Origin of the sequence: Bartonella sp. AP88HLJMH (genome assembly GCF_042195605.1) — a bacterium.
Taxonomy (GTDB): Bacteria; Pseudomonadota; Alphaproteobacteria; order Rhizobiales; family Rhizobiaceae; genus Bartonella.
Genome location: NZ_JBHIOR010000015.1, coordinates 18623 through 42386, shown reverse-complemented (window position 1 = coordinate 42386; position 23764 = coordinate 18623). Strand labels below are relative to the sequence as shown.

The following is a 23764-nucleotide window of genomic DNA, read 5'->3' as shown; positions in this document are numbered from 1 at the left end:
TAAAAAAATCATTCCAAGAGCAACAGATTTTTCTGAGTATTGCGAAGAGATTGAATAAAGACCTTCTCTCACGCGCCAAAACTCTTCATGAACTAATGATAGGAGAGTTTAAAATAGATTTCTAAAAAATAGTAAAATAGTGAAAAGTGCTGATCATTTTTGGATTGGATATGCATTTAAAGAGTGATTAAAAAGTTTTTAATGTACAATATATTTCTAGAAGCCAAAATGGCTCTATAGTATCAAATTTATAAAGTAAATAAATCCATTAATACAAATTAAGGATTTTAGGATACACGAATTTCAAAATATTTGTTTTTTTAAACATGAATAGCCAGCATCAGCACAAAAAATGTTGCGGCAGTTATGAGTCACTTTCATGTATTTTTGAAATAACAGAGCTTTTCTTTAATCTTTATGAAAGGATTGCCAGTGCTATGGGCTTTGTTGAAAGGTGGATTTGGGTATCAAAATGCAAGCAAGAGTTTGGGATTATGGAGCTCTGTGTTTAAAGCTATCATCAACTATAGATAAATCATAGACGAGGTTAACTAAAATATTAAAAGCAACTGGATGCAATAGAAGACATTGCTATTAAAAGAAAAGCAAATGCTAAAAAGACTAAAAGGTAGTTTGTGTTTTTATATCAAAAAATAATTTAAGAAATTGAGATCATAATTTTTTCACAGGAAATAAATATGTTTACAGATAAGAAGAGAAAATCTTGACTTTATTCAGGGTATTTTGACATTCGCGTCTATTTCTTTGGTGATCGTAACAACTGTTTTTGCAATTTTATGCAATTCTAATATCCCTTCTGAGTTGCAAAACAACCCACAATATAAATGCGGCAATACAACAGGTTGGAAGAGCTTAACATGTGAGTTATATCAGTATATGCACAGTCTCCTAAAGTTAATAATTTTAGCGCTTGTCGTTTTAATTTTCCCAAGTAGTTATAAAGAAACTGTTTCTTTGCCTGTCATTTCTAAGTACGTGGAGCACAAGTTTTCTTTTTCATTGGATACCGTACTTTGGTACTTAGATATTGCTCTTGGATATTCAAATATTATAATTTGGTACTTTTTTAGTCTGTGTATTCTTCATTATGTTACGTACACGCAGTTTAATAAATATATCTATTTACATGCTACAGTGCTCTATTAAAGAGATACAGTAAAACTTACGATTTCATGCTTTAATTTTTCTTTTATATGACCTTCATTATACATACCATTATCATTCTTACTTGTTTTAATAGCAAATTTATGTTGAAAAGTTTCAGTATTAAAGATTATATCAAAATTATTATGTATCTTTCCAACAAAACTTATGTTTTTAAATACGGGATTTACTTCATATTTTTTAAAAAAGTTCAAAAAAATTCTTTTAAATTATTTTTTTCTTTAAATTTGATATCCAAGCCGAATTCTATTTCAGTATAATCATCCGTGGGAAATTCACCCAACAAAAGTTTAGCCATCTTTAGCAAGTTGTCTTCTGATTGAATTGCAAAAAAATCTAATTGTTTTGGTTGTGTATATTTCAGTTTTATTTCTTTAATTAAAAGCAATTTTTTTCGAACTCTTCCTTACCAACAATATCAGGTGAGATATCAATCGTTTTCGGGGGAAAAGATTTTTTGTAGTGTAGCTGCAAGAATTTGTTTAACTCTTTATTTGAAGAAAAAAGAGTTAACTCTATAGGAATCAAAATTCCAAAATATTGCTTACTTTGTTCAATCTGATTTTTAGAACGTGGGTTAGGAATATTCTGAAAGTCGTTTTCAGAATCAATCACTTCAGGATTATAAGGACTATTTTCTCCCGTTAAAACATAAATCCAATAGCAGATCTTCGAGTTCACAGAAAACTTTTCGATTATTAAGGTAGCACATTGATTATCACAGTTAAAATCGTATCTCCCTTCCTCTAAAAATTTATCAGCATCATTGATATTAACTAATTCTGAGGCTGGATCTATTTTATATTTATAAGAAAGGAAGTTAATGGTATTCATAAAGTTAACATAATTACAATGTCTATGTCTTATCAGATGGCAGGTGTTGCCTAAGTTATCTTAGTGACTATGGGAGTGTAGTGTATCCCAAATATACTGCGTCGTTTAGAATCGTTTGGCTGAAAATTAAGGCTATAAAATTTTAATTGCAAAAGCAATACGAACTTTAGAGAACTCTGCAGTGAGAGCTACTTAGATTTTTAGAATATGGGCTCCCCCTTCCCTGCTTTTAAGTGGAGGAGAAATCAGTGCATTGAACGAAGCATGGCATCACGTAAATGGCGTTAATCCGCGTTTGATATCCTTTCCCTTGACTTTTAAAGTCACGCTAGTACGTCTGAATCCACACGCACTGTTGTGACAGTTTTGGGTGGTTTATAGAATGGATTGCGAACGGCATTTTTCCAGAACACATCATTGAGTGACGGAATATCACTATGATCAATTGCACTGTCCGGCATTGCAGCCAGTTTATCAACTTCAACTCTCTGTTTATCTGTCAAAGGTGATAAGTTACCTACATCAATTTCATAACGAACTTTCTTCTTTATAACGTTTCTTTTCTTTCGAGTTGGCTCGTCGTGCTGAAATAATACGGATTACCTCTATGCCATCTTTATCGTCATGGACAGTATGCGCTACGAATATTAATAAAAAACCATCCATGAGCCATAAAGCTTGCTCACCATACTCTCGTTTTCAATACGGTCTTGTTTAACCATAGTGAATGGGGCTGCAAAAACACTTGCAGCTATTTCAAAACTTTACACGGTGCTTTCTAAGATTACTTTTTGTTTTAGCTTCATTCCATTCAAATCTCATTTTTATACCTTATATTAATACATTTACTTATATTAACACATTTATAAGGGTATTATATACATCAAGAGTTTTAGATGAACACTTAATTATCCATGTTTTTGTACAATTAATATAATAATAATTTAAAAATTAGTGATTAATTAACTAAAAATATTAAAAAAATAATAAATTATTCTAAGGCTTTATGCATATAATATGCAAATCGAATAAAACTTACAAGCATGTTGAATAAAATGATATTAATTGGCTATTTGGGAGCTGCTCCTGAAAGCAAAAATGAATTTTGGTGCCGAAACATTCAATTTTCGTATGGCTATCTCTGAGAGCTATGCAGATAAAAATACCAATAAAAAGTAGACAAAACAAAATGGTATTCCGTGGTGCTTTTTAAGCTACATACATTTGGCAAAACTTGTTCTTCAGTACAGAACTGCCCCTTTTTCCGAATGAATGAGAGGAACGGTTTTTTTAATGGTCAACGCTACAAAGGATGCAATCAGCACTTTCAAGAAACCACTAACCAAAAAACCTAATGAACTTATTAAAACTGTCAGCAAAGGGACCTGTGTCATATAAGCCACCCATGGTATTCCAAAAGAATAGACTATCCCAATGCCACCCACAGTATTTATCACAAATAATATTATAAAATTTAACCGGTGCCAAAATAATTCTACCATAAAGCCAATAAAAAATGCAGCAAATGGAAAACTAATCAGATAACCACTCGTAACTCCTGAAAAAACACTAATTCCACCACGACCACTAGGCAATAGAGGTAACCCAATCGCAATAAGAACAAGGAAAAGAAGTGATGCTAACGCTCCCCTTTTTGCTCCAAGTATAGAGCCTGCTAACATCGGAGCCATAGACTGAGCTGTAATAGGGACACCCAGCAAAAAAGGAAGATAAAGAGGAGGAAAAAGACTCAAAACAGCGTAAATAGAGGCAAATAAAGCAATATAAACCAAATCTTTTGTATTCACTGAATTATTCCTTCACTAGGGAAAAGCTTTCGTTATTGTTGTACAATTAATAAAAAGTATCAGATTTATAAAAGTACACTTTAAATGCCTTAGATATAGAGAAAAATACTATAATAATTTATTTTAATAACATCACTTATATGAATCATATTAGATTCTACAATGTTTAATTACATCATAAATTACTATAGTTAAATTCAATAATAGTGATATATGAATATTATATAATAACAATATAACAAAATAATACATTTATTTTAGTTATTATGCTTTGAATGAATGAGAGGAACAGATCTTTTAATCGCAAGTGCAATAAAGGATGCAATCAACGCTTTTAAACAATCGCCTATCAAAAAAACTGATGAAGCCATTAAAATATTCAGTAAAGAAACTTTGGTCATATAAGCTGTCCATGGAACACCAAAAGAATAAACTATCCCAATGCCACCGAGAGTATTTATTATAAATAATGTTATAAAATTTAACCGCTGCCAAAACAATTCTACCATTAAACCAATAAAAAATGCGGCAAATGGAAAACCTATTAAATAACCACTTGCAATTCCTGAAAAGACACTGATTCCACCACGACCACCAGGCAACAGAGGCAATCCAATCGCAACAAGAACAAGAAAAAGGAGTGACGCTAAAGCACCCCTTTTTGCCCCAAGAATAGACCCTGCTAGCATCGGTCCCATCGATTGAGCTGTAATAGGTACCCCTAGAAGAAAAGGAAGATAAATAGAAGGAAAAAGGCCCAAAATAGCATAAATAGCGGCGAATAAAGCAATATAAACTAAATCTTTTGTATTCATTTAATTCTTCTTTTTTTTACTATAAAAACTCTGATTATTACGAGATGCTGTATCAATAGTATCAGCATCATAAGAACGCGCGTCCAATGCTTCAGCCACTTCTGACGCCATTCTTATAGTCCGTATAATTAAAGGTATCGCAAGAGCGACAATGTTAGTATTAAGTCCTCGTGCTTGCTGTGCTTCATGTACCTCATTAAACTTTTCACTCAAAAGAGGAATAAACCTGATCGCCATAGAGATAACCATACTCACTTTTGATGGATTTATACCAAAACAACGAAAGGGCTGGAGGCCTGCTTCAATTGCATCCACCATATCTGACACTTTTGTTGTGAATGAAATAACTGATGATAAAGAAAAGAGGATAACAAGACGTAATATGACCTCAACCCCCGTAAGCCAACCGCTAAAAATAGTTTGAAATACAAATAGAAGAACTAAAAGCAATCCCATCGATTTAAATTGCTTTATCACAGTTTTGAAAGGGATCTTGGCGACTCTATAGAATAAGATGACAAACAACAAAAATAAACCAAGAAGCGCTATGGAAGAAACCATTATTATAAAAGTTCCACAGGCCGTAAGAAATAATAACTTAACTCCAGGACTTAACCTATGAATAAATGTATCCCTCGGAATATATAAACCGATCATGACATTCTTCTTATATACTCCTTTATAGCAACAAAAGGTACTTCATCAATTGCTATCTCCCCCTTATCAAAAACCAGCACTCTATCAAACTTTTTCAAAAACTCTAAATCATGCGATACAACTATTGCCGTTTGTGGTAATTCTTCTATCACTTGCGTAACGCGATGCTTATTTCGCAAATCAAGTAATGTCGTCGGCTCATCAAAAATAATGTAGTCTGGTTTCATTGCAACTACACTAGAAATAGCAACGAGTTGTTTTTGCCCACCACTTAATAAATGGACAGCGTGATTTCTGAAATCTTGAAGTTCATAGCGCTGTAAAATTTCATCTACACGCTCCTTAATTTCATCTTTATTAAGCTTTAAATTTTTGAGACCAAAGGATAAGTCCTCTTCAACTAATGGTAAAACAATCTGATTATCGGGATTTTGAAAAACAAATCCAACTTTACGCTTTACTGCTTTTGCATCGCGTTTGGTATCAAGCCCATCAACGCTTACAAAACCATGAGATGGTAATTGGAGCCCATTAATAAGGCGAACAAATGTACTTTTTCCAGAACCATTCGCACCTATAATAGCAACTCGTCTTTCGGTAAGCTGTACAGTAATATTTCTTAAAACACACAAATCACCAAAAACTTGTGTTACCTCATCAAATTTTATAATCCCCAAGGCTTATTCCAATCAATCCCTTTTATTAGCTCTTCTTTCTCTATCGCTTCAGTTTATAACCTAAAAGTAATAACAAGCACCATAGAGGAATAATAATGACTGCCAAACTCATATCAGGCATCTGTACAGGAATATATGCTTCAAGGAAAGGCACGCTTATTCCTATCATATCAAAAAGTCGAGTCATCAATCCATTTTTCCCAAAACCACTGACAAACATAATGCAAAATAATAAAGCAAGAAAGCAGAGGCAAAGATAGTTAGCGTAAGGATATAAACCAAACGCATAAATAAAATCGCCCTTTCTGTTCTTATGGGCATTGCGAAATTTCAAATGAACAATAACAATAATAGCCCAAGTAATCACTGCTGCTGCAGTTGCAAGAGCCATGATCCGCATGAAACTATTATCAGGAATAAGAGCATTAACAACGACAATCAACGCCGTACATAATGATGAAAAAAGGATAGCAATATAAGGAACACGAGCAGCACTCAGTTTACTAAAAATATGTGGTGCATTTTTTTGTACAGCTAAACTATAAAGCATACGGCCATTAGAATAAATGCCACTATTGTAAACAGAAATAGCAGCCATAATCACCACAAAATTCAAAATATGACCAGCAGCAGGAATTCCTATAGTCTCGAAAATTGTGACAAAAGGACTACCATTTTTTCCAATCATATTCCAAGGGCTGATTATCATAATAATGCTGATAGATCCAATATAAAAAATTATAATCCTCCACATAACTTGACGAATAGCCGCTGGAATTGTTTTTTGTGGATTAGATGCCTCTCCAGCAGCAATACCAATAAGCTCCGTTCCTCCAAAAGAAAACATTACTACAGAAGTTGCTAAAACAACCCCTACTGCTCCATAAGGGAAAAAACCACCATGGTCCCAAAGATAATGAATATTCGCTTGATTTTCCCCTAGTCCAGTGACAATGAGAAAAATTCCAAAAATAATCATACCAATAACAGCAGCCACTTTGATCAAAGCGCAAACAAATTCAAATTCTCCATAAAAACGAACATTAAACAAATTAACAAATGTAACAAATAAAAGAACAATGAAAGATGTCTTCCAATGATCAATCAAAATCCAATGATCAAGGTAAAACCCTATCACTGTAAGTTCAGCCATACTCACAAGAATATAAAGAAACCAATAATTCCAACCTGTTATGAAACCAGCTAATCTCCCCCAATATTTATAAGCAAAAAAACTAAATGCTCCTGAAGACGGTTCTTCTACTGACATTTCACCAAGCATTCGCATAATGAAATACATAATAAGCCCGCCGACAAGATAAGATAAAATAACTGAGGGACCAGCTAATTGAATTGCCTCGGTTGACCCATAAAAAAGTCCTGTCCCAATAACCCCACCCAAAGCAATCATTTGAATATGGCGATTTTGAAGGCTACGCTTCAATTCCTCGTGCTTTTTTTCAGACATCATGCCTCACTACTTTTGTTGAACTTAACCTCAACTTTTATTGAAAAATTAGGCACCTCTTTCAAAAAACACAAAACAAACGTAAACTTATTTTCTTATCATAATGCAACTCCTTATTTTTTTGTGCATTATACGTATGTCCCGTTGAAGTTTTAAGAAAAAATATGCTCCACCCTTTATTTAAATTAATGTCCTTCATTTTCGTTACACTAACCATTATAGCATTGGTCATTGATAACGCACACTCTGTAATCACATCACATTGGACAACAACCCCCTTTAATAAAATTTTAACAAGCCTTCTGCAAACAGATATCTATCACCTTAATCAATCTCTATGCAAGGTAATGCCTGATTTTCTGTCCTCAATTTGCATTACTCTCACTTATTTACCCGCATGGTCTATCTTTGGTGCTTTAGCAATAGTATTTTGTATCTTAAATTACGAAAAACAAAAGCCTTTTCACAAAATATCATATGCATATAACGAAGAGTACATTTGATCTTGAAAAAAACTTCTAGAGCTCTCTGTACTATAACATAATCGATGTCGCTTAAAACCCCTCACTCTATTAAAACAACTGAAGATCACTTGATCATCAGAAAAAATTAAAACGCTTCATTATAAATATAGGCGCTCACTTATGATTTCTATAGATAACAATAACATCACTTTATTTGTATCAATTTAAAAAAATTAGCGAATAAATCTACCTCCCACCTATAAGAAAACTCTGTACAGAAAAAACTTAAAATATTGCAGTTCATATATTTTTCTATGGCTGTTTCTTTAATACTCTACAAAAACTTTTCTTAATTTTCGTACTAGAAACCCCATATAAAAAAACGTCTTCTAATATCAGCTCTCCTTATAAGATTGGAACTTATTAAAATTAATGAAGAAGCTTATAAAAATTATTCTACAAGTCTAACAAAATGCGTGAAATAAAAACTCCTCTGTAAATAATTGCAATTGTGATAAAAAATATTTCGCACCTTCTCCCTATTGAGAAAATGGTAAGATAACAGCTTCAGTAACACTCTAGTTCTTTTAAATCTGAAAATCGTCTCGCTAAAATATCAACTTTTTTAGATATCTCATCCAAACTTTTCCATTGATTAGTTACCTCTCGAGAAAGTTCCTCAATGAATTTTTCTTGGTAAGCTAGCTTCATTTCTAGTTCTATCAGCCGATCTTCATCCGACATGATTTTTACTCCCTCTTAAATAAAAAACGTGATTAATTTTATTAATCCTCCTCCCTTTTTCTTCCCATAAAAATGAGAAGTAACTTCTCAACTAATTCTACTCATCTATTTGCACATTATAAAAGGTTTATGATGATCTTTATTTTCCCAATCACTCTATGCAACAAATTTCTTTCTTAAGAATCAGAAAATGTTTTTATCTTTACTAAGTTATCTTGACACCATTTTTCATCCTAAAGATCTACATTCCCAGCTTCTTAATTTAAGTGCTATCGTAAATTGAAAAGCATTTTATAGCATTAAGGTCAAAGAATACTTTCCTCTGACTTTTACATAATTCTCCTTCAAATTATTATCATATGTATAAATTATTGAAAAAATGCATTCTTGCTTTTATACGTACTTTTAGCTATTACCCTCAAATTAGTTTTGTCTCATTGACTTACAAACCTATGCCGCATTAGCTCAGTTGGTAGAGCACATCATTCGTAATGATGGGGTCGCTGGTTCGAATCCGGCATGCGGCACCGTTTTATTTCTTAAACATATTGAAATATATATATTTTTTTATTTAATTATCTGTTTGAAGACCACCTTCTAGGGTTTATACAATTTTATCTAATCTGTTGTTATTTGCTCCGTATTTTTCTCTGGAGTAAATGCTAAAATCTCTTTCTTTCTCCACCTCACTGCTCTCCCTAGCTTATATGGCTCCGGCCCCCCTCTGAAGCACCCAATTGCGAATCGTTGTTGTGGATATACTAAAAAGCTGTGCACACTCACGTATTGTTACATATCTATTGCCATCATCAAATATCATCTCATTGCCTTTTTATTTTTATGTTATGTGAATGGGCTGGGATGCTAGGAGGAGAGAGCTTCCTATATTGTCAAGCAGCTTTTTGTCAAAATCTTTTGTGTCTCTTGTGCTATTGCCTCTAAAAAGATTTCAATAGCTTGATTGATTTGTTTAAGAGGCTGCTGGAAACGTAGCCAATACAACACCAGACAAAGATGATACCATTGGACCCGAACGCCCTACCAAATGCTTCATATGAAAAAGAAAATATATGAAACCGAACTAATTGTTCAAATTTATTACAGTACAATATTCTTAAAAAAACTATCAAATATCATTGGTCTATATATTGAATATGCTCCACTAATATATTGTTTCAGTTGGAAACAGACTGTAAGAGAGGAGAAATATCCATTATGTTTTTTATGTAACAGTTTATTTAAAATCCTTCATAAAGGTATTTTTTAATGAAATTAAGCAATTAGGGGAAAAAACAAAGAATAATTAAATTAACTATAGATTTTTTTATTAAATATGTATAACACGTTATGTATATGTTTTATTGATTCTAAGATAATTTTTAGATATATAATGTTAAATTATAATGTTTTTTTGTTTTTATAAAAAAATTCTGTGGTGCAATTTATGACTTTTGAAATTACTTAAAAATCAACACCTAATTATTTCATTAATTATTATGTCTCTTATTTTTTGTTAAAAATGCTTTTTGTCATTGGAATTATTGAAGTTTTTTCAAGTAAAGTTCTTCTAAATCATTCTGGATCAACTGTAAGAATTTATGAGTGAAATCTATCTGATTATAAATGGAATTATTATAAAGTTATTGTCTTTAGATGGAGATAAATTGCTGCAAAATGAATAGTATTTAGCATAATCTTTATTCAAAAAAATGATATAGATCTTAAAATAATCCACTATGGATGTTTTGAATTTATTATGCCCTTTCGCTGTTCTGTTCTTAAAAATGAGTAGATGTAAGTTTTTAATTCATATCCTGCTTTGTGTAGTTTTTTATAGGTAAAAATAATGCGAAAAATATCAAAAGAAGGGCTTGTATTGATTAAGCAATTGGAAGGCTTGCGTTTATCAGCTTATGAAGATTCTGGTGGTGTCTGGACAATTGGTTATGGACATACAAGTGCTGCTGGTGCCCCAAGTGTTCACAAAGATATGCAAATTACGGAAAAAGAAGCTGAAAAAATCCTTTGTCAGGACTTGAGGGAGTATGAAGCTGTTGTTGAAAAAGCCGTTACCGTTCCTTTAAACGATGAACAATTCGCGGCATTAGTATCATTTTGCTATAATGTAGGAATCACAGCATTTCGTAGTTCTACACTTTTAAAAAAGCTTAATAAAGGTGAATATGAAGCGATACCAACCGAATTGCAAAAATGGACAAGAGTGGGAGGAAAACGTATCCAAGGTCTTGTCAATCGCCGAGCAACCGAAGCAGGATTGTGGGCAAAAGGAGCTCATGTTGCCCCCAATTATCATGTAGTAGAACCAGAAGGCGTAACAGGTATTTGCAAAGTAGAAGCTCTTGCACCAATCATAGGTTCTTTTTCAGGGCTTGGAGGTCTTTTTGCAGGAAATGGTCCTGTTCAATGGGTTCTAGCAGGCATTATGGTTTTAGCCGCTTGTACGGCTATGATATACATTGCTAAACGTTTTCAGGAACACCGTCTATGATTTTATGGATAAAAAAATATCTGACAATGACGTCAGCGCTCATAGCAGCTTTTCTTATAGCTTTAGTCAAAGCCTTTTTTCTTGGGAAAAAAGTTGAGAAGCAAAAGCAAACAAAAGAAGATTTCAAGATAGCGACAACACGGCTTGAGGTAGAAAATGAAATTAATAAGAAAAGTGATGCTGATGTGCGCACTAAGCTTTCTAGCTGGTTGCGCGACCAATGAACGAACTTCTTGTATTGGATGGCTGCCAATTTATTTGAATCGACAAGATATCAATGTCATTAGTCCAAATTTGGCGAGAGATATTTTAAAACATAACGAACAAGGTGAACGTTTATGTGGTTGGAGAGATAAACGGAAAATAAAGTGATAAAAATATAATTCCTCTGAAACATCAATCAATGAAAAGATTTGAAAGAGGTGGATACATTCAGATTAAAAGTAAAAGCACTTAAAGGATTAAAACACTCTGGTGGTCGATTAGATTTAATTAGAGTAACTGAGGTGTCTGAATTGAAACTAAAGGATTCAACAGATTATGTTTGTGTAAAATGATTGAGTCTATTGATGTATTCTAAGGGCATCTTTGTTATCCTATCAAAAGAAGATGAGAAAAGATTTTATGGATTGCACTACTATCGTCGTTCAAAGAACTGATCATACACAAAGGCTCTGTTTTCAACAAAAATAACATCTAGGAGCTGGCATGCTTGAAGAAAAGAAATCTACGGAGCTATATAATGAATAATGGTAAGGCTTTTATGTGATTTGTAAATGACGTTGCTTCAGCTTCCTAATTATAATAATGGTGTTGACGATAAGGCAAATACTTTCGCACTGTATCTGCTTTTTCATGCTAAAGTGGCGGGAAAACATTGTGAATGATCTTGGCTGTTAATTTGTCTATAGGTAAATTCCCTATGTGGGAAATGACATGCAACTCCAGTCGAGAAAACCAGCAACCATTTTTGCTTTTATTTTTTAACTTAGCTTTTTTACTTTCAAAAGTCGCTTAGCAATTTCTTGAAAAATATTGCTTTACTATTTTAAGATAATTTTTTTCTGAAATAAAATCCTTCTTTTAAAATATTACGGTAATATCTTGCAAACTCATGTACTGCTTTTAGAGAAAGTTTGTAATAAGACCGTGCCTTTCACGGCTTTTATTGTGATGTGTATAACGGAAAAATTAAGAGTGCGTATTATCTTTTCGAACATTCAACTACAATCTTATTTCATCACAATATTTATCTTGAGAAGATACTTTTACAAAGATACTGATAATCTATAAATCGCTCTCCCCTAATTCACCTTCTCGCTCATCCTTCCATGCATTGCCTGTCCACCTTTTAAACCACCTTAAATTTTTGATATAAAATTTTTTCTTTAATTTTTATTTTTTATTGAATCATAAAAATGATATGTCTCAATCTCACCTCTATGCATCTTTATACGCTCTGATTCTTGTTTCTAAAGCCCAGATTGCCTACATATCGTACTGTTTTTATATTTAATGTATATTTTTAGATTTATTCCTAACTTGTTAGAAAAGTTTTTATATTTTGATAGAAATATCTTCTATCAGTTCACTTTTTTCAAAAGATTCTGAAAGGATTCTCAAAAAGTCTGTAAAGTTAAAGACTATTTAATACGTATTGTTTCTTTTTTAGAAATCAAAATTGGTGATGCCCCATTCCTTACCAGCAATTGTGTTATTTGCAGAGCAGTCTGTATAAGATGGTGTATAAAGTTAACTAAAGTTTTTTGAATTTCTAGCATATTGTTTAAAGACAAAAAACTCCCTCTTATTATGCAAGCAGCTTAGACATCGGCTGATAATCCTCCCGCTTATAAAAATCCTTTCTTTAATAACCTTCAAAACCACAATTAAAGTGGTGAAAGATAAAACAAGATTTTTAGGCGATCATAACGCACAATAAAATCAGACCAGTCTAAATGTTCAATGCTAACACCTGCTAAACAGTGGAAAATAAGTTTTAGCACGCATTCAAATTGGAAGGGCTTAAGCCCCCCGCGCGCTACGATGGTTTTCTACTCTCATCGTACGATTTACATTCCCTCTAAAACTTAATCGCTGTAAATATAAAAATCTTGAAGCCCGTTCTAAATCCGTGAGAGTTTCTGGATCTTGCTGTATTAAACGTTGAAATTCCTCACAACTGCTCATCTGAAATGCTAAATTTTTCATAAAAGGACGATAGTGGCGTTGTAACATCCCTAAAAAGTTTACGACATAACCTGAGAGATTATTGCTGATTTCAGGAGATAGAATCAATTTCTGTTCAAAGAAAATATCACTCATACCAACAAAAAGGTTTAGTCTACATGCCATGAGGAATGTCCTCAAATAATTTTGATATTTTTTTGATCAAATTTCTTTTGTTACCAATATCAGCAGCAACTGGTGTGGAATTAACAGAATGATAATTTTTTATCTTAAAATGTATCCATCATTTTTTACATTCTTTCATCTATCTTAGCCTTCTTTTCACAGCTTCAAATGATAAAAAGTAACTGCAATGTTAAGTCGTTTTGCATCGAACAAATTTCTCGCAAACTATCCCTATTGGCTAGATGACAATCCATCCTCTATTTAAAGAGAGAAAAACTTTTCTTTTTTATTCAGCGATAAAGTAAATATTATCCAATTACTTACGAGTAGAAATTCGATCAAATGGAAACTGTAATTCTTTCTACTCTGAGTAATCTTGTACCTATTTATATAGGTTTAGGAAAGCGTGCTGTTATGAATATTCATAAAAATGCTTCAAAAATTGATATCAGCAAAACCTCTGTTTAAAAAAGGAAAAGATGTTCTCTTACTTGCTACTGAAGAAACTGTTCAGATTTGTCTTGATGTTGCTAAAGAGATTCAAAAAACATGAAGTTATCCCAACGCTTACAAGTGTGCCAACAATTCAACTTTGAGATAATAGATCAGTGCTAGAGTTATGCCAATCTCACCAATCTGTTGTTGTCTATGAAGAGCATAGTATCAAAGGAGAAGCTTGGAGATGCAATTGTTAAATCGCTTATGGAACAAAACATTCTATGCCAATTTGTATCATTAGGCCCCCCTCCATCCCCATCTGCAATAAAAATGAACTGGATATTTTAACAAGTTATAAAATCAATCGAGAACGCATAAATAGTGTTAGAAATGACATACTATACAAAAAATATTCAACTGCTTCCTAATATGCTCGCCAGTTCAAAAACATCATAAATCATTGAGAAAACAAGAAAGAAAAGCACATTAATTCACGCAGTTTTGCTCTCAGTAAACGAGCTTTTTTAAAGATAGTACGGATATTTTTTTTCATTGCTTAAAAATGTACTCCATAAAAACAATATCACATCCATATAATATATTATCCAATGAACTTAATATAAATAATATATAGATTATAGAAATATTATTTATTAGATACATTTTTTATTATAATTATAGATTAAAATAAATACATATTGACATTTTTAATAATTTTATTTATATGCTATAACTAATATTATTTATATTAAAATAAAACTAAATGGATTTTATAAATTTACGTTTTATGCCAATATGGAAAAGAAGTAATTAACATATTATATTTTAATGTTTTTTATATATAGGAGGGAAAAATGCTCACAGCATTATTTATATCTATTTTTTCTATATCAACAGTTGTTTTACCTTTAATATCAGCGCTTGTTCCTTTTTATCCGTAGAATGAGCTTTTAATAAAGTAAATAAAATATGTATGCAATGTTATTATTGTTTTTTTTCGTGTTTATTATTATTAATACTTAATATTATTGTAGTTACTGAGTATTTTCTGTGATTTTATAGAGGAGCTTATTGATCTTTTCTATTTAACTTTAACTGTCAACATATTTTTAAAATATATAATTATGCTCCTCTATAAAAAGACTTTCTTTTTCTGAAAGAAGTATAACATATTGCTTTCATTGCTTAAAAACATCTATATTTACTAAACTCTTGCGTGTAATATCTTTGATTGTCTGAGTACCAGTCAGTGTCATAGCTACCCGCATTTCATTGGCAAAAAGATCAAGGAGATGCATAACACCTTTCTTACCTGCTGCTGCAAGCGCATAAACAAAAGCACGGCCAATCATAACAGCATCCGCACCTTGTGCTATCATGCGTACAACATCAAGACCAGAACGAACACCTGAGTCCACTAAAATAGTCAAATAATCCTTTACAGCATCCGCAATTGCAGGCAACGCTCGTGTTGTTGATAATACACCATCAAGCTGACGTCCGCCGTGATTAGAAACAACAATACCATCCGCACCAAATTTTACTGCTTCTCGTGCATCTTCTGGATCAAGAATACCTTTCAAAATCATTTTTCCTTTCCAAAAATCGCGAATCCATTGTAAATCATGCCAACCAATTGATGGATCAAAATTTGCACCAAGCCAACCAACGTAATCATCCAATGCAATTTTCTTTTTGAGATAAGCAGAGACATTTCCAAGATCATGAGGGCGCCCCATAACACCAACGTTCCAAGCCCAATATGGATGAGTCAAAGCTTGTAAAAAACGACGTAAACCAGCATAAGGACCAGACATTCCCGAATGCGCATCACGATAACGTGCACCAGGAATTGGCATATCAACTGTAAAAACCAACGTGCGTACACCAGCCAACCAAGCCCGTTCTAGTGCATCACGCATGAAACCGCGATCTTTGAGAACATAAAGTTGAAACCAAAATGCACCTCCAACCGCTTCTTGCACTTCCGCAATAGGACAAACTGAAACAGAGGATAGAGTAAAAGGAATCCCTTTTGCCGCTGCGGCACGCGCTGCTTTTACCTCTCCACGACGTGCATACATGCCCGTTAGCCCAACAGGCGCAAGTACAATCGGTAAATCAAGTGTCTGATCAAAAAGCTTGATTGAAAGATCAACTTCACCAACTTGCCTTAGAATCCTTTGACGCAATGCAAGTGCTTGAAGATCTGTACAATTACGTCGCATCGTTTCTTCAGCATAAGCCCCACCATCAATATAGTGAAAAAGAAAGGGAGGAAGACGACGCTTTGCTGCCTTACGATAATCAAGTGTTGAAGAAATAATCATTGATGGCACCATTGTTCCTAAATGAAAAGAGAAAACATCCTAAAACGCATAAAAGCGAATCCATGTACCTACCTATTCGCTATTCTCCCAAAGCACTCTATTGAATAGATAGAAGCAACAGAGACTGCAACTTTCTAAAAAAACTAATTGATAAAAACAACGTCTTTATTGCTCTTATCCAAATTTAAAATCTCACAGTATGAAGTATCATTAATAACGTATCTACTCATATATTCTTCATGTGCAATTAAAATGTTATACTCTCTTTAAAGCAATCCCTCTTCGAAAGCGATTGCTCCGTAGCTTAATTAGTCATAATTTAAAGTCGCTTCTCCCTCCAAAGATCCTTACATTATCAGTTATTAAGAATATAGAGTGTCATTAAGTATAAATCATAATCTCCTCCAAAAGATGAAAAAATCCTTTATTAATACTGGAAATAAAGCTGTCGCATACATGCAGAAATCTTCTTATATCAATATTCAAAACTGAGATCTGTTACTTATTCATGAAAGTTTATAAAAATATATAGTGCCTAATTCATATAAAGCATAAAAACTTTTAATGTTCATACCAATAGAAACCTTCATATTTAATTGAATAATTTTCTAGCAATATTATATCTTGAGGCTATAAATGAGTTACTAAAATTAGAACAATGTTTATTGAAAATAATTGTTACTAAACTGGAGTGAAAACTTATTTATTAACTCTTAAGGATAATTTTTATACGGAATAAAATATACTGGTTATTACACTCTAGAAAAATTGAGTCAATTGCAGCATCCAATCTCGCATATTTACTTTGAAAAGTGAGTAGCTACTGTTATATTGAATTTTATTAACCTATTGATTTATTATAATAATAAATATGAATAACATATTGAATATAGTAAAATTCTTTCATTGTAAATTTTGTCACGATGAAATAATCAAAACTATTCTTTTGCACATCATAAATGGAGTTCGTATAGATAGAACCTCTTGAAAAAAGAAGTAAAAATGCCTCTCATACCCTCTCAAATGCAAGAAATGAGATAACCTTGGAAATTAAAAATAGAATGCATGACGCCAGTTTTGCGAAGCACAAAATTTTCTTTTATCTAAAATACGCTTTCTGCATACATGTTATCAAAATTCGTGGTTCCCAACTCATTTAAAATGCTTGGACAACTTTAAACCCTGTGCTTGATAATGTGATCCAACATCATGTCCATAAAGGGTTGATGGTCGATTAAGCATATGCTCATAGACCAAACGGCCAATAATTTGACCATGCTCTAAGATAAAAGGAACTTCATGGCTCCGCACTTCTAAAACCGCTCTTGCTCCTTTTCCACCCGCCTCCTTATGCCCAAATCCTGGATCAAAAAAGCCTGCATAATGCACCCTAAACTCGCCAACTAAAGGATCAAAAGGTGTCATTTCTGCGGCATAAAGCGGAGGCACATGAACAGACTCTCGTGAAACTAAAATGTAAAATTCATCAGGATCAAGAACCAACTCCCTTTGACCACGATCAAAAAGAGGTTCCCAAAAATCTAAAACGTGGGCAACGGCACGTTTATCAATATCAATAACACTTGTATGATGTTTACCACGATAACCTATAAGCCCGTTTTCGTTTCCCTTTAAATTAATGGAAAGACCAATACCACCAACACTAATATTAGGAAAATCATCCGATATCAGTGTTTCTTGCCTTTGCAAAGTATGCAACTCTATTTCATTTAAATAACTTTGCCCTTTTCTAAACCGAAGCTGTGATAAATGTGAGCCTGTATGCACCAAAATTGGAAATGTGCGTGGACTAATTTCCAAATAAAGTGGACCATGATAACCAGCACAAATTTTATCAAACTCCTGAGCATTATCCGTAATGACACGTGTAAAAATATCTAATCGTCCTGTAGAACTTTTGGGATTGGCAACAGCAGATAAGAATTCTGGTAAAGCTAAACTTTCTAAAAGAGGAACAATATAAACACACCCCGTTTCCAAAACGGCTCCACCTCGTAAATCAAACTCATGCAACTTTAACCGTTCAAGCTTATCCAAAACTTTTGTATCAGGTCCCGGCATAAAAGAAGCACGTATACGATAAGCTTTCTCCCCTAAACGAAGATCAAGACTTGCTGGTTGTATTTGAGATCTATCAAATGGATACTGAGCCTTGAGAAAGTTATTCTCGATCAAAGCTTGTATATCACTATCTGCTAAAATACCACTTATACGCGCCATATATATTGCCTTTCCTTTTTACATTGTTTCTTTTTTGACCTAGATGATAAACTGGTGCAAGCTATTTTAAAGTGATAAAAACTATTTTTATGTTTTTTCCAACCGACTTGTTAACATAAAATAAAATAGGAGGTATTGTAAAAATAATACCTCTCATGCTCTCTTATTCTTGAATGTCTCGCAAATGATGTTATCATAATTTTCTATAGAACCCTTAAGATTCCTGTTAGAATTTATTATGATTATACGCCATCTTAGCGAAAATATTATTAATCAAATCGCCGCCGGTGAAGTTATTGAACGACCAGCAAATGTTGTCAAAGAACTTGTTGAAAACGCTATTGATGCTGGTGCAACACGCATTGAAATTATTACAGCAAATGGTGGAAAAAATTTTATAAAGGTGAGTGATAATGGTTATGGAATTCCTGCAGATCAATTAACTTTAGCAGTTTCTCGCCATTGTACCTCAAAGATTACCGATGACGTACACAATATCTGCTTCCTTGGATTTAGAGGAGAAGCCCTCCCCTCTATTGGTTCTGTTGCTAAACTTAAACTCATTTCACGAACAAAAGATGCTGAGAGCGCTGCTGAAATTTCCGTTACTGCAGGAAAAATTGTAGGACCCAAACCAGCTGCTGCGAATCTTGGAACAATTGTTGAAGTTCGTGATCTTTTCTTTGTCACGCCAGCACGATTAAAATTTATGAAAACTGATCGGGCTGAAACAAATGCTATTAGCGATATGATTAAGCGAATTGCTATCGCATTTCCACATATCCGCTTTTCTCTTTCAGGACTAGACAGAACATCTATGGAATTGTCTGCTACAGAAAATAATATTCAAGGACAATTACAACGTATTACGCAGATTATGGGAAAAGAATTCGCCCCTAATAGCATTGCGCTGAATGCTGAACGCGAAGCGGTGCGCTTAACAGGTTTTGCCTGTTTGCCATCTTTCAACCGAAATAACAGCCTTCATCAATTTGCTTATGTTAATGGACGTCCCGTGCGTGATAAATTTCTATGGGGCGCTATCCGAGGCGCTTATGCTGATGTCATGACACGAGATCGTTATCCTGTCGCTATTCTTTTTATTGACCTCCCACCTGCTGAGGTAGATGTTAATGTTCACCCAGCCAAAGCTGATGTACGATTCCGTGATCCAGGATTAATTCGTGGTTTGATTGTTGGAGCTATTCGTGAAGCATTGCAGCAATCTGGTATTCGTCCTACTTCAACCCGTTCTGAAGCAATGCTTGCTGCATTTCAAACACAACAATCATTAGCACAACAACCATTAGGCAGTTTTAAGAACACGCACCAGTTCTCTTCTTACAGTTCACAACCTCATCATTTTACCAGTGCTTCAATGGTCCAAAAACCATTGGATAGTACTCACTCTTTTGATTTAAAAGAAGATGCCGCTCCTATTATGGAGGGCTTAAATACACCAAGTGGGGATGCATACATTCCAAGCACGACATCTTCATCAGAAGAGTTATCTTATCCATTAGGAGCGGCCAGAGCACAAATCCATAAAAACTATATTATCGCCCAAACACAAGATAGTTTGATCATTGTCGATCAGCATGCAGCTCACGAACGATTGGTTTATGAAGCACTCAAAAATGCACTTTATTCCAAACCACTTCCTTCACAGTTATTACTTATTCCTGAAATTGTAGAACTCTCTGAAGAGGATGCAACATGCCTTTTAACGCATAAAGATGCTTTGCAAAAATTTGGATTAGGAATAGAACCATTTGGACCAGGAGCAATTGTTGTGCGTGAAACACCTTCCATGTTAGGAGAGATCAATGTTCAAGCCCTTATTAAAGATCTCGCAGATGAGGCTGCTGAGTATGATACAACAAATAATTTAAAAGCAATGCTTGATTATGTTGCAGCAACGATGGCCTGTCACGGCTCAATACGGTCAGGGCGCCTTTTACGCCCCGAAGAAATGAACACACTATTACGACAAATGGAGGCAATACCTAATACAAGTACATGTAATCATGGACGCCCTACTTATATTGAACTCAAATTAGCAGATATAGAACGGCTTTTTGGCAGAAAATAAGCCCTTCTTCATTTTTACAAGAAAAATATTTTAAAATTAACTCTCGACTTTATAATATATTTTATGGCACTTTTCTTGAATCTCTTGTATCAAGTAAAAAGGAGTTGTAATGTTTCCCAATGGTGAACGCGAAGCAAAAATTTATTATTCTAATAACGGATATGACATTATAGAATATGGTACCTATACCATTTGTGCTGTTAGCGGGCAAAAAATCCCTATAGATGATTTAAAATATTGGAATCATCACCGCCAAGAAGCATATGCTAGTTGTGAAATCTCCTATCAGCGCGAACTTGAGTGCAACCCATATCTCAAGCAATTGTTAAAAACAAAAGAAAAATAACCCCTCAAAAGCTATAAATTTAGCCTTTGCCTTTTAGACAAGAAAATTCAAGGGAACGTTTTCTAAAGCGGGTTATGACCTCTTCAAGGACCATACGACAGAAGTCTTTTTGAACAAAATCGACATTCACATCAAAGATAATAAGATTTTTCAAATCTTTTTGCATGTGAATTGTCTGTATACGGGTATAATCTTTAGCTGTTGTTGCTAGCCATAAATTGTGCATTTTAGCCTTTTGTATAAGGCTTTTTAAATTTTTATCTGTGAAAAAATAGTGGTCTGGATATATATAAGTTTGCACCACATCACCAGACAATTCTTTAATAGATTTAAAAAATTTATCTGGATTGCCAATACCAGCAAATGCCAAAAATGATTTTCCTGAAACCTCATCAGAGGCACTGGCTTTAAGATGAGCACGATATAAAGGCTTTCCAGTACGCGAAACAAGAAAAGCGACATTATCAGGCGCATTGGAGTAACCAATCAATAAAACACTATCCATAAAAGAAAACTGCGTTTTTAATGGTACGCGCAAAGGTCCTGCTGGAAAGACAGCTCCATTACCAAAACCGCGCATCGCATCAACAACGAGTAACGCATAATCCATATAAAGACGGCGACTTTGAAATCCGTCATCCATTAAAATAAGATTACATCCCTCTTGTTTAAGCCGTTGTGCCGCTGCATAACGATTAGGTGATACAGCTACCAAAGCATGCCGTGCAAGTAAAAGTGCCTCATCTCCAACACTATATGGAGTATCATATTTTTCATTTACAAGATGTACCCCTTTAACTGATCCACCATAACCACGAGATATAATACCAGGTACGAAACCAAGTTCTTTAGCCACTTTTGTAAAAGCAATAACAACCGGCGTTTTACCCGCACCACCACATGTAAAATTTCCAATACACAAAACTGGCAGATCAATCACGGGAGGCTGTCTTGTCATAAAACGACTTGAAAAATAACCATACCCCCATGAAACTGGAGCTAACACAAAACGCAAAAAGCTTTTATTTTTCCACCAAAAACGAGGGGCGCTAATATGCATATCTACCCTGACGCTGACGTAAACCTGTTTGTATTACAAGGGGTTGTAAAAATGGATCTAAAATCTTTAATGTGCGCTCAAATGCACCTGCCATACCTGTTGCCACTTCATGAGCCTTATCAACCATTTCTTGCCGCAATGTTTCATTTGTTAAAAGCTTATACACCTGAATAGCAAGCTGTTTTGTATCTTGAACCATATATGCTGCATCACGCGTTAGAAATTGTTTGAACATCTCTTGAAAATTTGAAACATGAGGCCCTGTCAAAATAGCGGAACCAAGCAAAGCCAATTCCAATGGATTGTGTCCACCATTTCCACATAACGATTTACCAACGAAAGAAACTTTCGATAAGCGAAGAAAAAGTCCCATTTCTCCAATGGTATCTCCCCATAAAATATCGGTATTCATGTTTGGAACAGCATCTCTACTTCTACGAATAAAACTTAACCCCTTATTATCGCATTTTCTGATAAGATCTTCTGAACGTTCTGGATGACGAGGCACAATAATTGTTAATAAATCTGGCAAATAATTTTTAACAATTTTATGGACCTCAAAAGCAATCTCCTCTTCCCCTTCATGCGTTGAAACCGCTGCCCAAACTGGGCGATTGCCGATAGCATTACGATAACGTGCAAGCAATTCTTGATTTTCAACCAGAAAAACATCAGCCTTGAGATTACCAGAAAATGTAACAGATTTTACGCCAAGTGTATGGTAATAAGCTACATCTCTTTCATTTTGACCAATCGCCAAATCAATATCCTTAAAAATATGTTTGGCAAGAACACGTCGTTTTTGCCAAGCTTTAAAAGAACGTTCAGACATATGGGCATTAACCAAAATCTGCGGAATACGCATTTTTGCAAGTTCTTTAATACGAAGAGGCCAAATTTCTGATTCACAAATTAAGACGAGATCAGGCTTCCAATGACGAATAAAACGGCGCACTGCAAAATCTAAATCCAAAGGAGCATATTGATGAATCAACCTATTACCAAAATATTTTTTCACAAGAGTAGAAGATGTCACCGTCCCAGTTGTCAATAATACATTGATTTCCAATGATAAAATATAATTTATAAGTGGAACAAGTGCAAGTGTTTCTCCAACACTTGCTGCATGCAACCAAACTAACGAACCTTGGGGGCGTATATGAGAACTTTTACCTAAACGCTCTTTTTTGCGACACCACTCTTCTTTTCCACGAATAGCACGAAAGAACAAATAAAAAGGAATAACAGGACATAAGCAAAAACCAATCATTCGATAGCTTAAAAGAGCCGTATGTGCCTTTAATTCTACCATTTAAAATCACCTCATCCAGCTATTTTAAGATATCTATATACTTATTTTGTTAAAAAATTCATCAACACTATTGGTTGCATCCATATTTTTTAATATCATCCATATCTTAAATAAAAAAAGCTTAATCCATGAGACAATTCAATACATATACACATTATTTAAATCTCTTTTAATTAAATTTTGTAACTTATATCGATTTTATCACTTCATTCTGCACCCTATAAAAAATCTTATTCAAAAATAACAAAACTACATTTCAGTCGATTATAATTTTTAAAATATAAATGATAAACCTATGACATAGATTGTATCAATTTTTTCAACTCACTGAATAAATACTTCTTATGATTTTAATGAGACTTTGAATTTTGCACGTTGGTATTTTAGAGAAAAAGCTTATTTTTACATATGTTAGGTATTATCAATTTT

19 protein-coding genes, 1 tRNA gene and 3 pseudogenes are annotated in these 23764 nt (G+C 33.7%); 8 read left to right on the top strand and 15 right to left on the bottom strand.

Annotated features, from left to right (window positions below):
• Window positions 1-696: 696 nt before the first annotated feature.
• Window positions 697-1180, top strand: a pseudogene (locus tag ACFIMA_RS07435) (hypothetical protein).
• A 383-nt stretch (window positions 1181-1563) separates the two neighbouring features.
• Here ACFIMA_RS07435 and ACFIMA_RS07430 read toward each other — a convergent pair.
• The 7 genes from ACFIMA_RS07430 to ACFIMA_RS07400 form a co-directional block, all read right to left on the bottom strand.
• Window positions 1564-2019 (bottom strand): hypothetical protein, encoded by a 456-nt coding sequence (locus ACFIMA_RS07430; protein ID WP_375693281.1) that lies wholly within the window; start codon window positions 2017-2019, stop codon window positions 1564-1566.
• A gap of 323 nt (window positions 2020-2342) precedes the next feature.
• On the bottom strand, window positions 2343-2480 hold the full coding sequence (locus ACFIMA_RS07425; RefSeq protein WP_375693282.1) for a hypothetical protein: 138 nt from the start codon (window positions 2478-2480) through the stop codon (window positions 2343-2345).
• 780 nt (window positions 2481-3260) lie between these two features.
• Complete coding sequence (locus ACFIMA_RS07420; protein ID WP_375693283.1) at window positions 3261-3827, bottom strand: biotin transporter BioY; 567 nt, start codon at window positions 3825-3827, stop codon at window positions 3261-3263.
• Window positions 3828-4084: 257 nt separating this feature from the next.
• Window positions 4085-4642 carry a biotin transporter BioY gene (locus tag ACFIMA_RS07415; RefSeq protein ID WP_375653025.1) on the bottom strand — a complete coding sequence of 186 codons (558 nt, stop codon included), beginning with the start codon at window positions 4640-4642 and terminating at the stop codon, window positions 4085-4087.
• Window positions 4643-5299, bottom strand: coding sequence for an energy-coupling factor transporter transmembrane component T family protein (locus ACFIMA_RS07410; RefSeq protein ID WP_375653021.1), 657 nt, complete (start codon window positions 5297-5299; stop codon window positions 4643-4645). It abuts the gene before it with no gap.
• A complete protein-coding gene (locus tag ACFIMA_RS07405; protein WP_375612389.1) occupies window positions 5296-5976 on the bottom strand; it encodes an energy-coupling factor ABC transporter ATP-binding protein in 681 nt (226 codons plus the stop codon). The genes ACFIMA_RS07410 and ACFIMA_RS07405 overlap by 4 nt, the downstream gene beginning before the upstream one ends.
• Before the next feature lie 40 nt (window positions 5977-6016).
• Window positions 6017-7444 (bottom strand): amino acid permease, encoded by a 1428-nt coding sequence (locus ACFIMA_RS07400; RefSeq protein WP_375653033.1) that lies wholly within the window; start codon window positions 7442-7444, stop codon window positions 6017-6019.
• 164 nt (window positions 7445-7608) lie between these two features.
• On the opposite strand from ACFIMA_RS07400, the gene ACFIMA_RS07395 reads away from it, so the two are divergent.
• A complete protein-coding gene (locus tag ACFIMA_RS07395; RefSeq protein WP_375613811.1) occupies window positions 7609-7947 on the top strand; it encodes a hypothetical protein in 339 nt (112 codons plus the stop codon).
• 528 nt (window positions 7948-8475) lie between these two features.
• Here the strand turns inward: ACFIMA_RS07395 and ACFIMA_RS07390 are convergent.
• Window positions 8476-8652, bottom strand: a complete 177-nt coding sequence (locus tag ACFIMA_RS07390; protein ID WP_375612388.1) for a SlyX family protein — start codon at window positions 8650-8652, stop codon at window positions 8476-8478.
• Between the two features lie 454 nt (window positions 8653-9106).
• On the opposite strand from ACFIMA_RS07390, the gene ACFIMA_RS07385 reads away from it, so the two are divergent.
• Window positions 9107-9179: transfer RNA gene (locus tag ACFIMA_RS07385), tRNA-Thr, on the top strand.
• Window positions 9180-9270: 91 nt separating this feature from the next.
• On the opposite strand, the pseudogene ACFIMA_RS07380 reads toward ACFIMA_RS07385, so the two are convergent.
• Window positions 9271-9472 (bottom strand): annotated as a pseudogene (locus tag ACFIMA_RS07380) (helix-turn-helix transcriptional regulator).
• Window positions 9473-10498: 1026 nt separating this feature from the next.
• On the opposite strand from ACFIMA_RS07380, the gene ACFIMA_RS07375 reads away from it, so the two are divergent.
• On the top strand, window positions 10499-11161 hold the full coding sequence (locus ACFIMA_RS07375) for a lysozyme (protein WP_375612387.1): 663 nt from the start codon (window positions 10499-10501) through the stop codon (window positions 11159-11161).
• Entirely contained in the window at window positions 11158-11385 is a 228-nt protein-coding gene (locus ACFIMA_RS07370) for a hypothetical protein (protein WP_375612386.1), read from the top strand. The genes ACFIMA_RS07375 and ACFIMA_RS07370 overlap by 4 nt, the downstream gene beginning before the upstream one ends.
• 637 nt (window positions 11386-12022) lie before the next feature.
• Here the strand turns inward: ACFIMA_RS07370 and ACFIMA_RS07365 are convergent.
• A pseudogene (locus tag ACFIMA_RS07365) lies at window positions 12023-12456 on the bottom strand (integrase); the annotation flags it as partial.
• Window positions 12457-13186: 730 nt separating this feature from the next.
• The gene (locus ACFIMA_RS07360; protein ID WP_375672074.1) at window positions 13187-13516 is read right to left on the bottom strand and encodes a hypothetical protein; all 330 of its coding nucleotides are present in this window, start codon (window positions 13514-13516) and stop codon (window positions 13187-13189) included.
• 342 nt (window positions 13517-13858) lie between these two features.
• Between ACFIMA_RS07360 and ACFIMA_RS07355 the strand changes: the two genes are divergently transcribed.
• Entirely contained in the window at window positions 13859-13984 is a 126-nt protein-coding gene (locus tag ACFIMA_RS07355) for a hypothetical protein (protein WP_375612384.1), read from the top strand.
• 1148 nt (window positions 13985-15132) lie between these two features.
• On the opposite strand, the gene lldD is transcribed toward ACFIMA_RS07355, so the two are convergent.
• Complete coding sequence (gene lldD, locus ACFIMA_RS07350) at window positions 15133-16284, bottom strand: FMN-dependent L-lactate dehydrogenase LldD (protein ID WP_375632491.1); 1152 nt, start codon at window positions 16282-16284, stop codon at window positions 15133-15135.
• A 1152-nt stretch (window positions 16285-17436) separates the two neighbouring features.
• Window positions 17437-18525 (bottom strand): 2'-deoxycytidine 5'-triphosphate deaminase, encoded by a 1089-nt coding sequence (locus tag ACFIMA_RS07345; RefSeq protein ID WP_375677978.1) that lies wholly within the window; start codon window positions 18523-18525, stop codon window positions 17437-17439.
• A gap of 238 nt (window positions 18526-18763) precedes the next feature.
• Here ACFIMA_RS07345 and mutL point away from each other — a divergent pair, with 238 nt between their 5' ends.
• On the top strand, window positions 18764-20617 hold the full coding sequence (gene mutL, locus ACFIMA_RS07340; protein WP_375613514.1) for a DNA mismatch repair endonuclease MutL: 1854 nt from the start codon (window positions 18764-18766) through the stop codon (window positions 20615-20617).
• 109 nt (window positions 20618-20726) lie between these two features.
• Window positions 20727-20963: a DUF2093 domain-containing protein gene (locus tag ACFIMA_RS07335; protein ID WP_375612380.1), complete on the top strand. Its 237-nt coding sequence runs from the start codon at window positions 20727-20729 to the stop codon at window positions 20961-20963.
• A gap of 19 nt (window positions 20964-20982) precedes the next feature.
• Here the strand turns inward: ACFIMA_RS07335 and lpxK are convergent, their stop codons facing one another.
• The gene (gene lpxK / locus ACFIMA_RS07330) at window positions 20983-22023 is read right to left on the bottom strand and encodes a tetraacyldisaccharide 4'-kinase (protein ID WP_375693284.1); all 1041 of its coding nucleotides are present in this window, start codon (window positions 22021-22023) and stop codon (window positions 20983-20985) included.
• Window positions 22013-23335, bottom strand: coding sequence for a lipid IV(A) 3-deoxy-D-manno-octulosonic acid transferase (waaA, locus tag ACFIMA_RS07325; protein ID WP_375693285.1), 1323 nt, complete (start codon window positions 23333-23335; stop codon window positions 22013-22015). Before waaA ends, lpxK begins: the two co-directional genes overlap by 11 nt.
• Window positions 23336-23764: the final 429 nt, after the last annotated feature.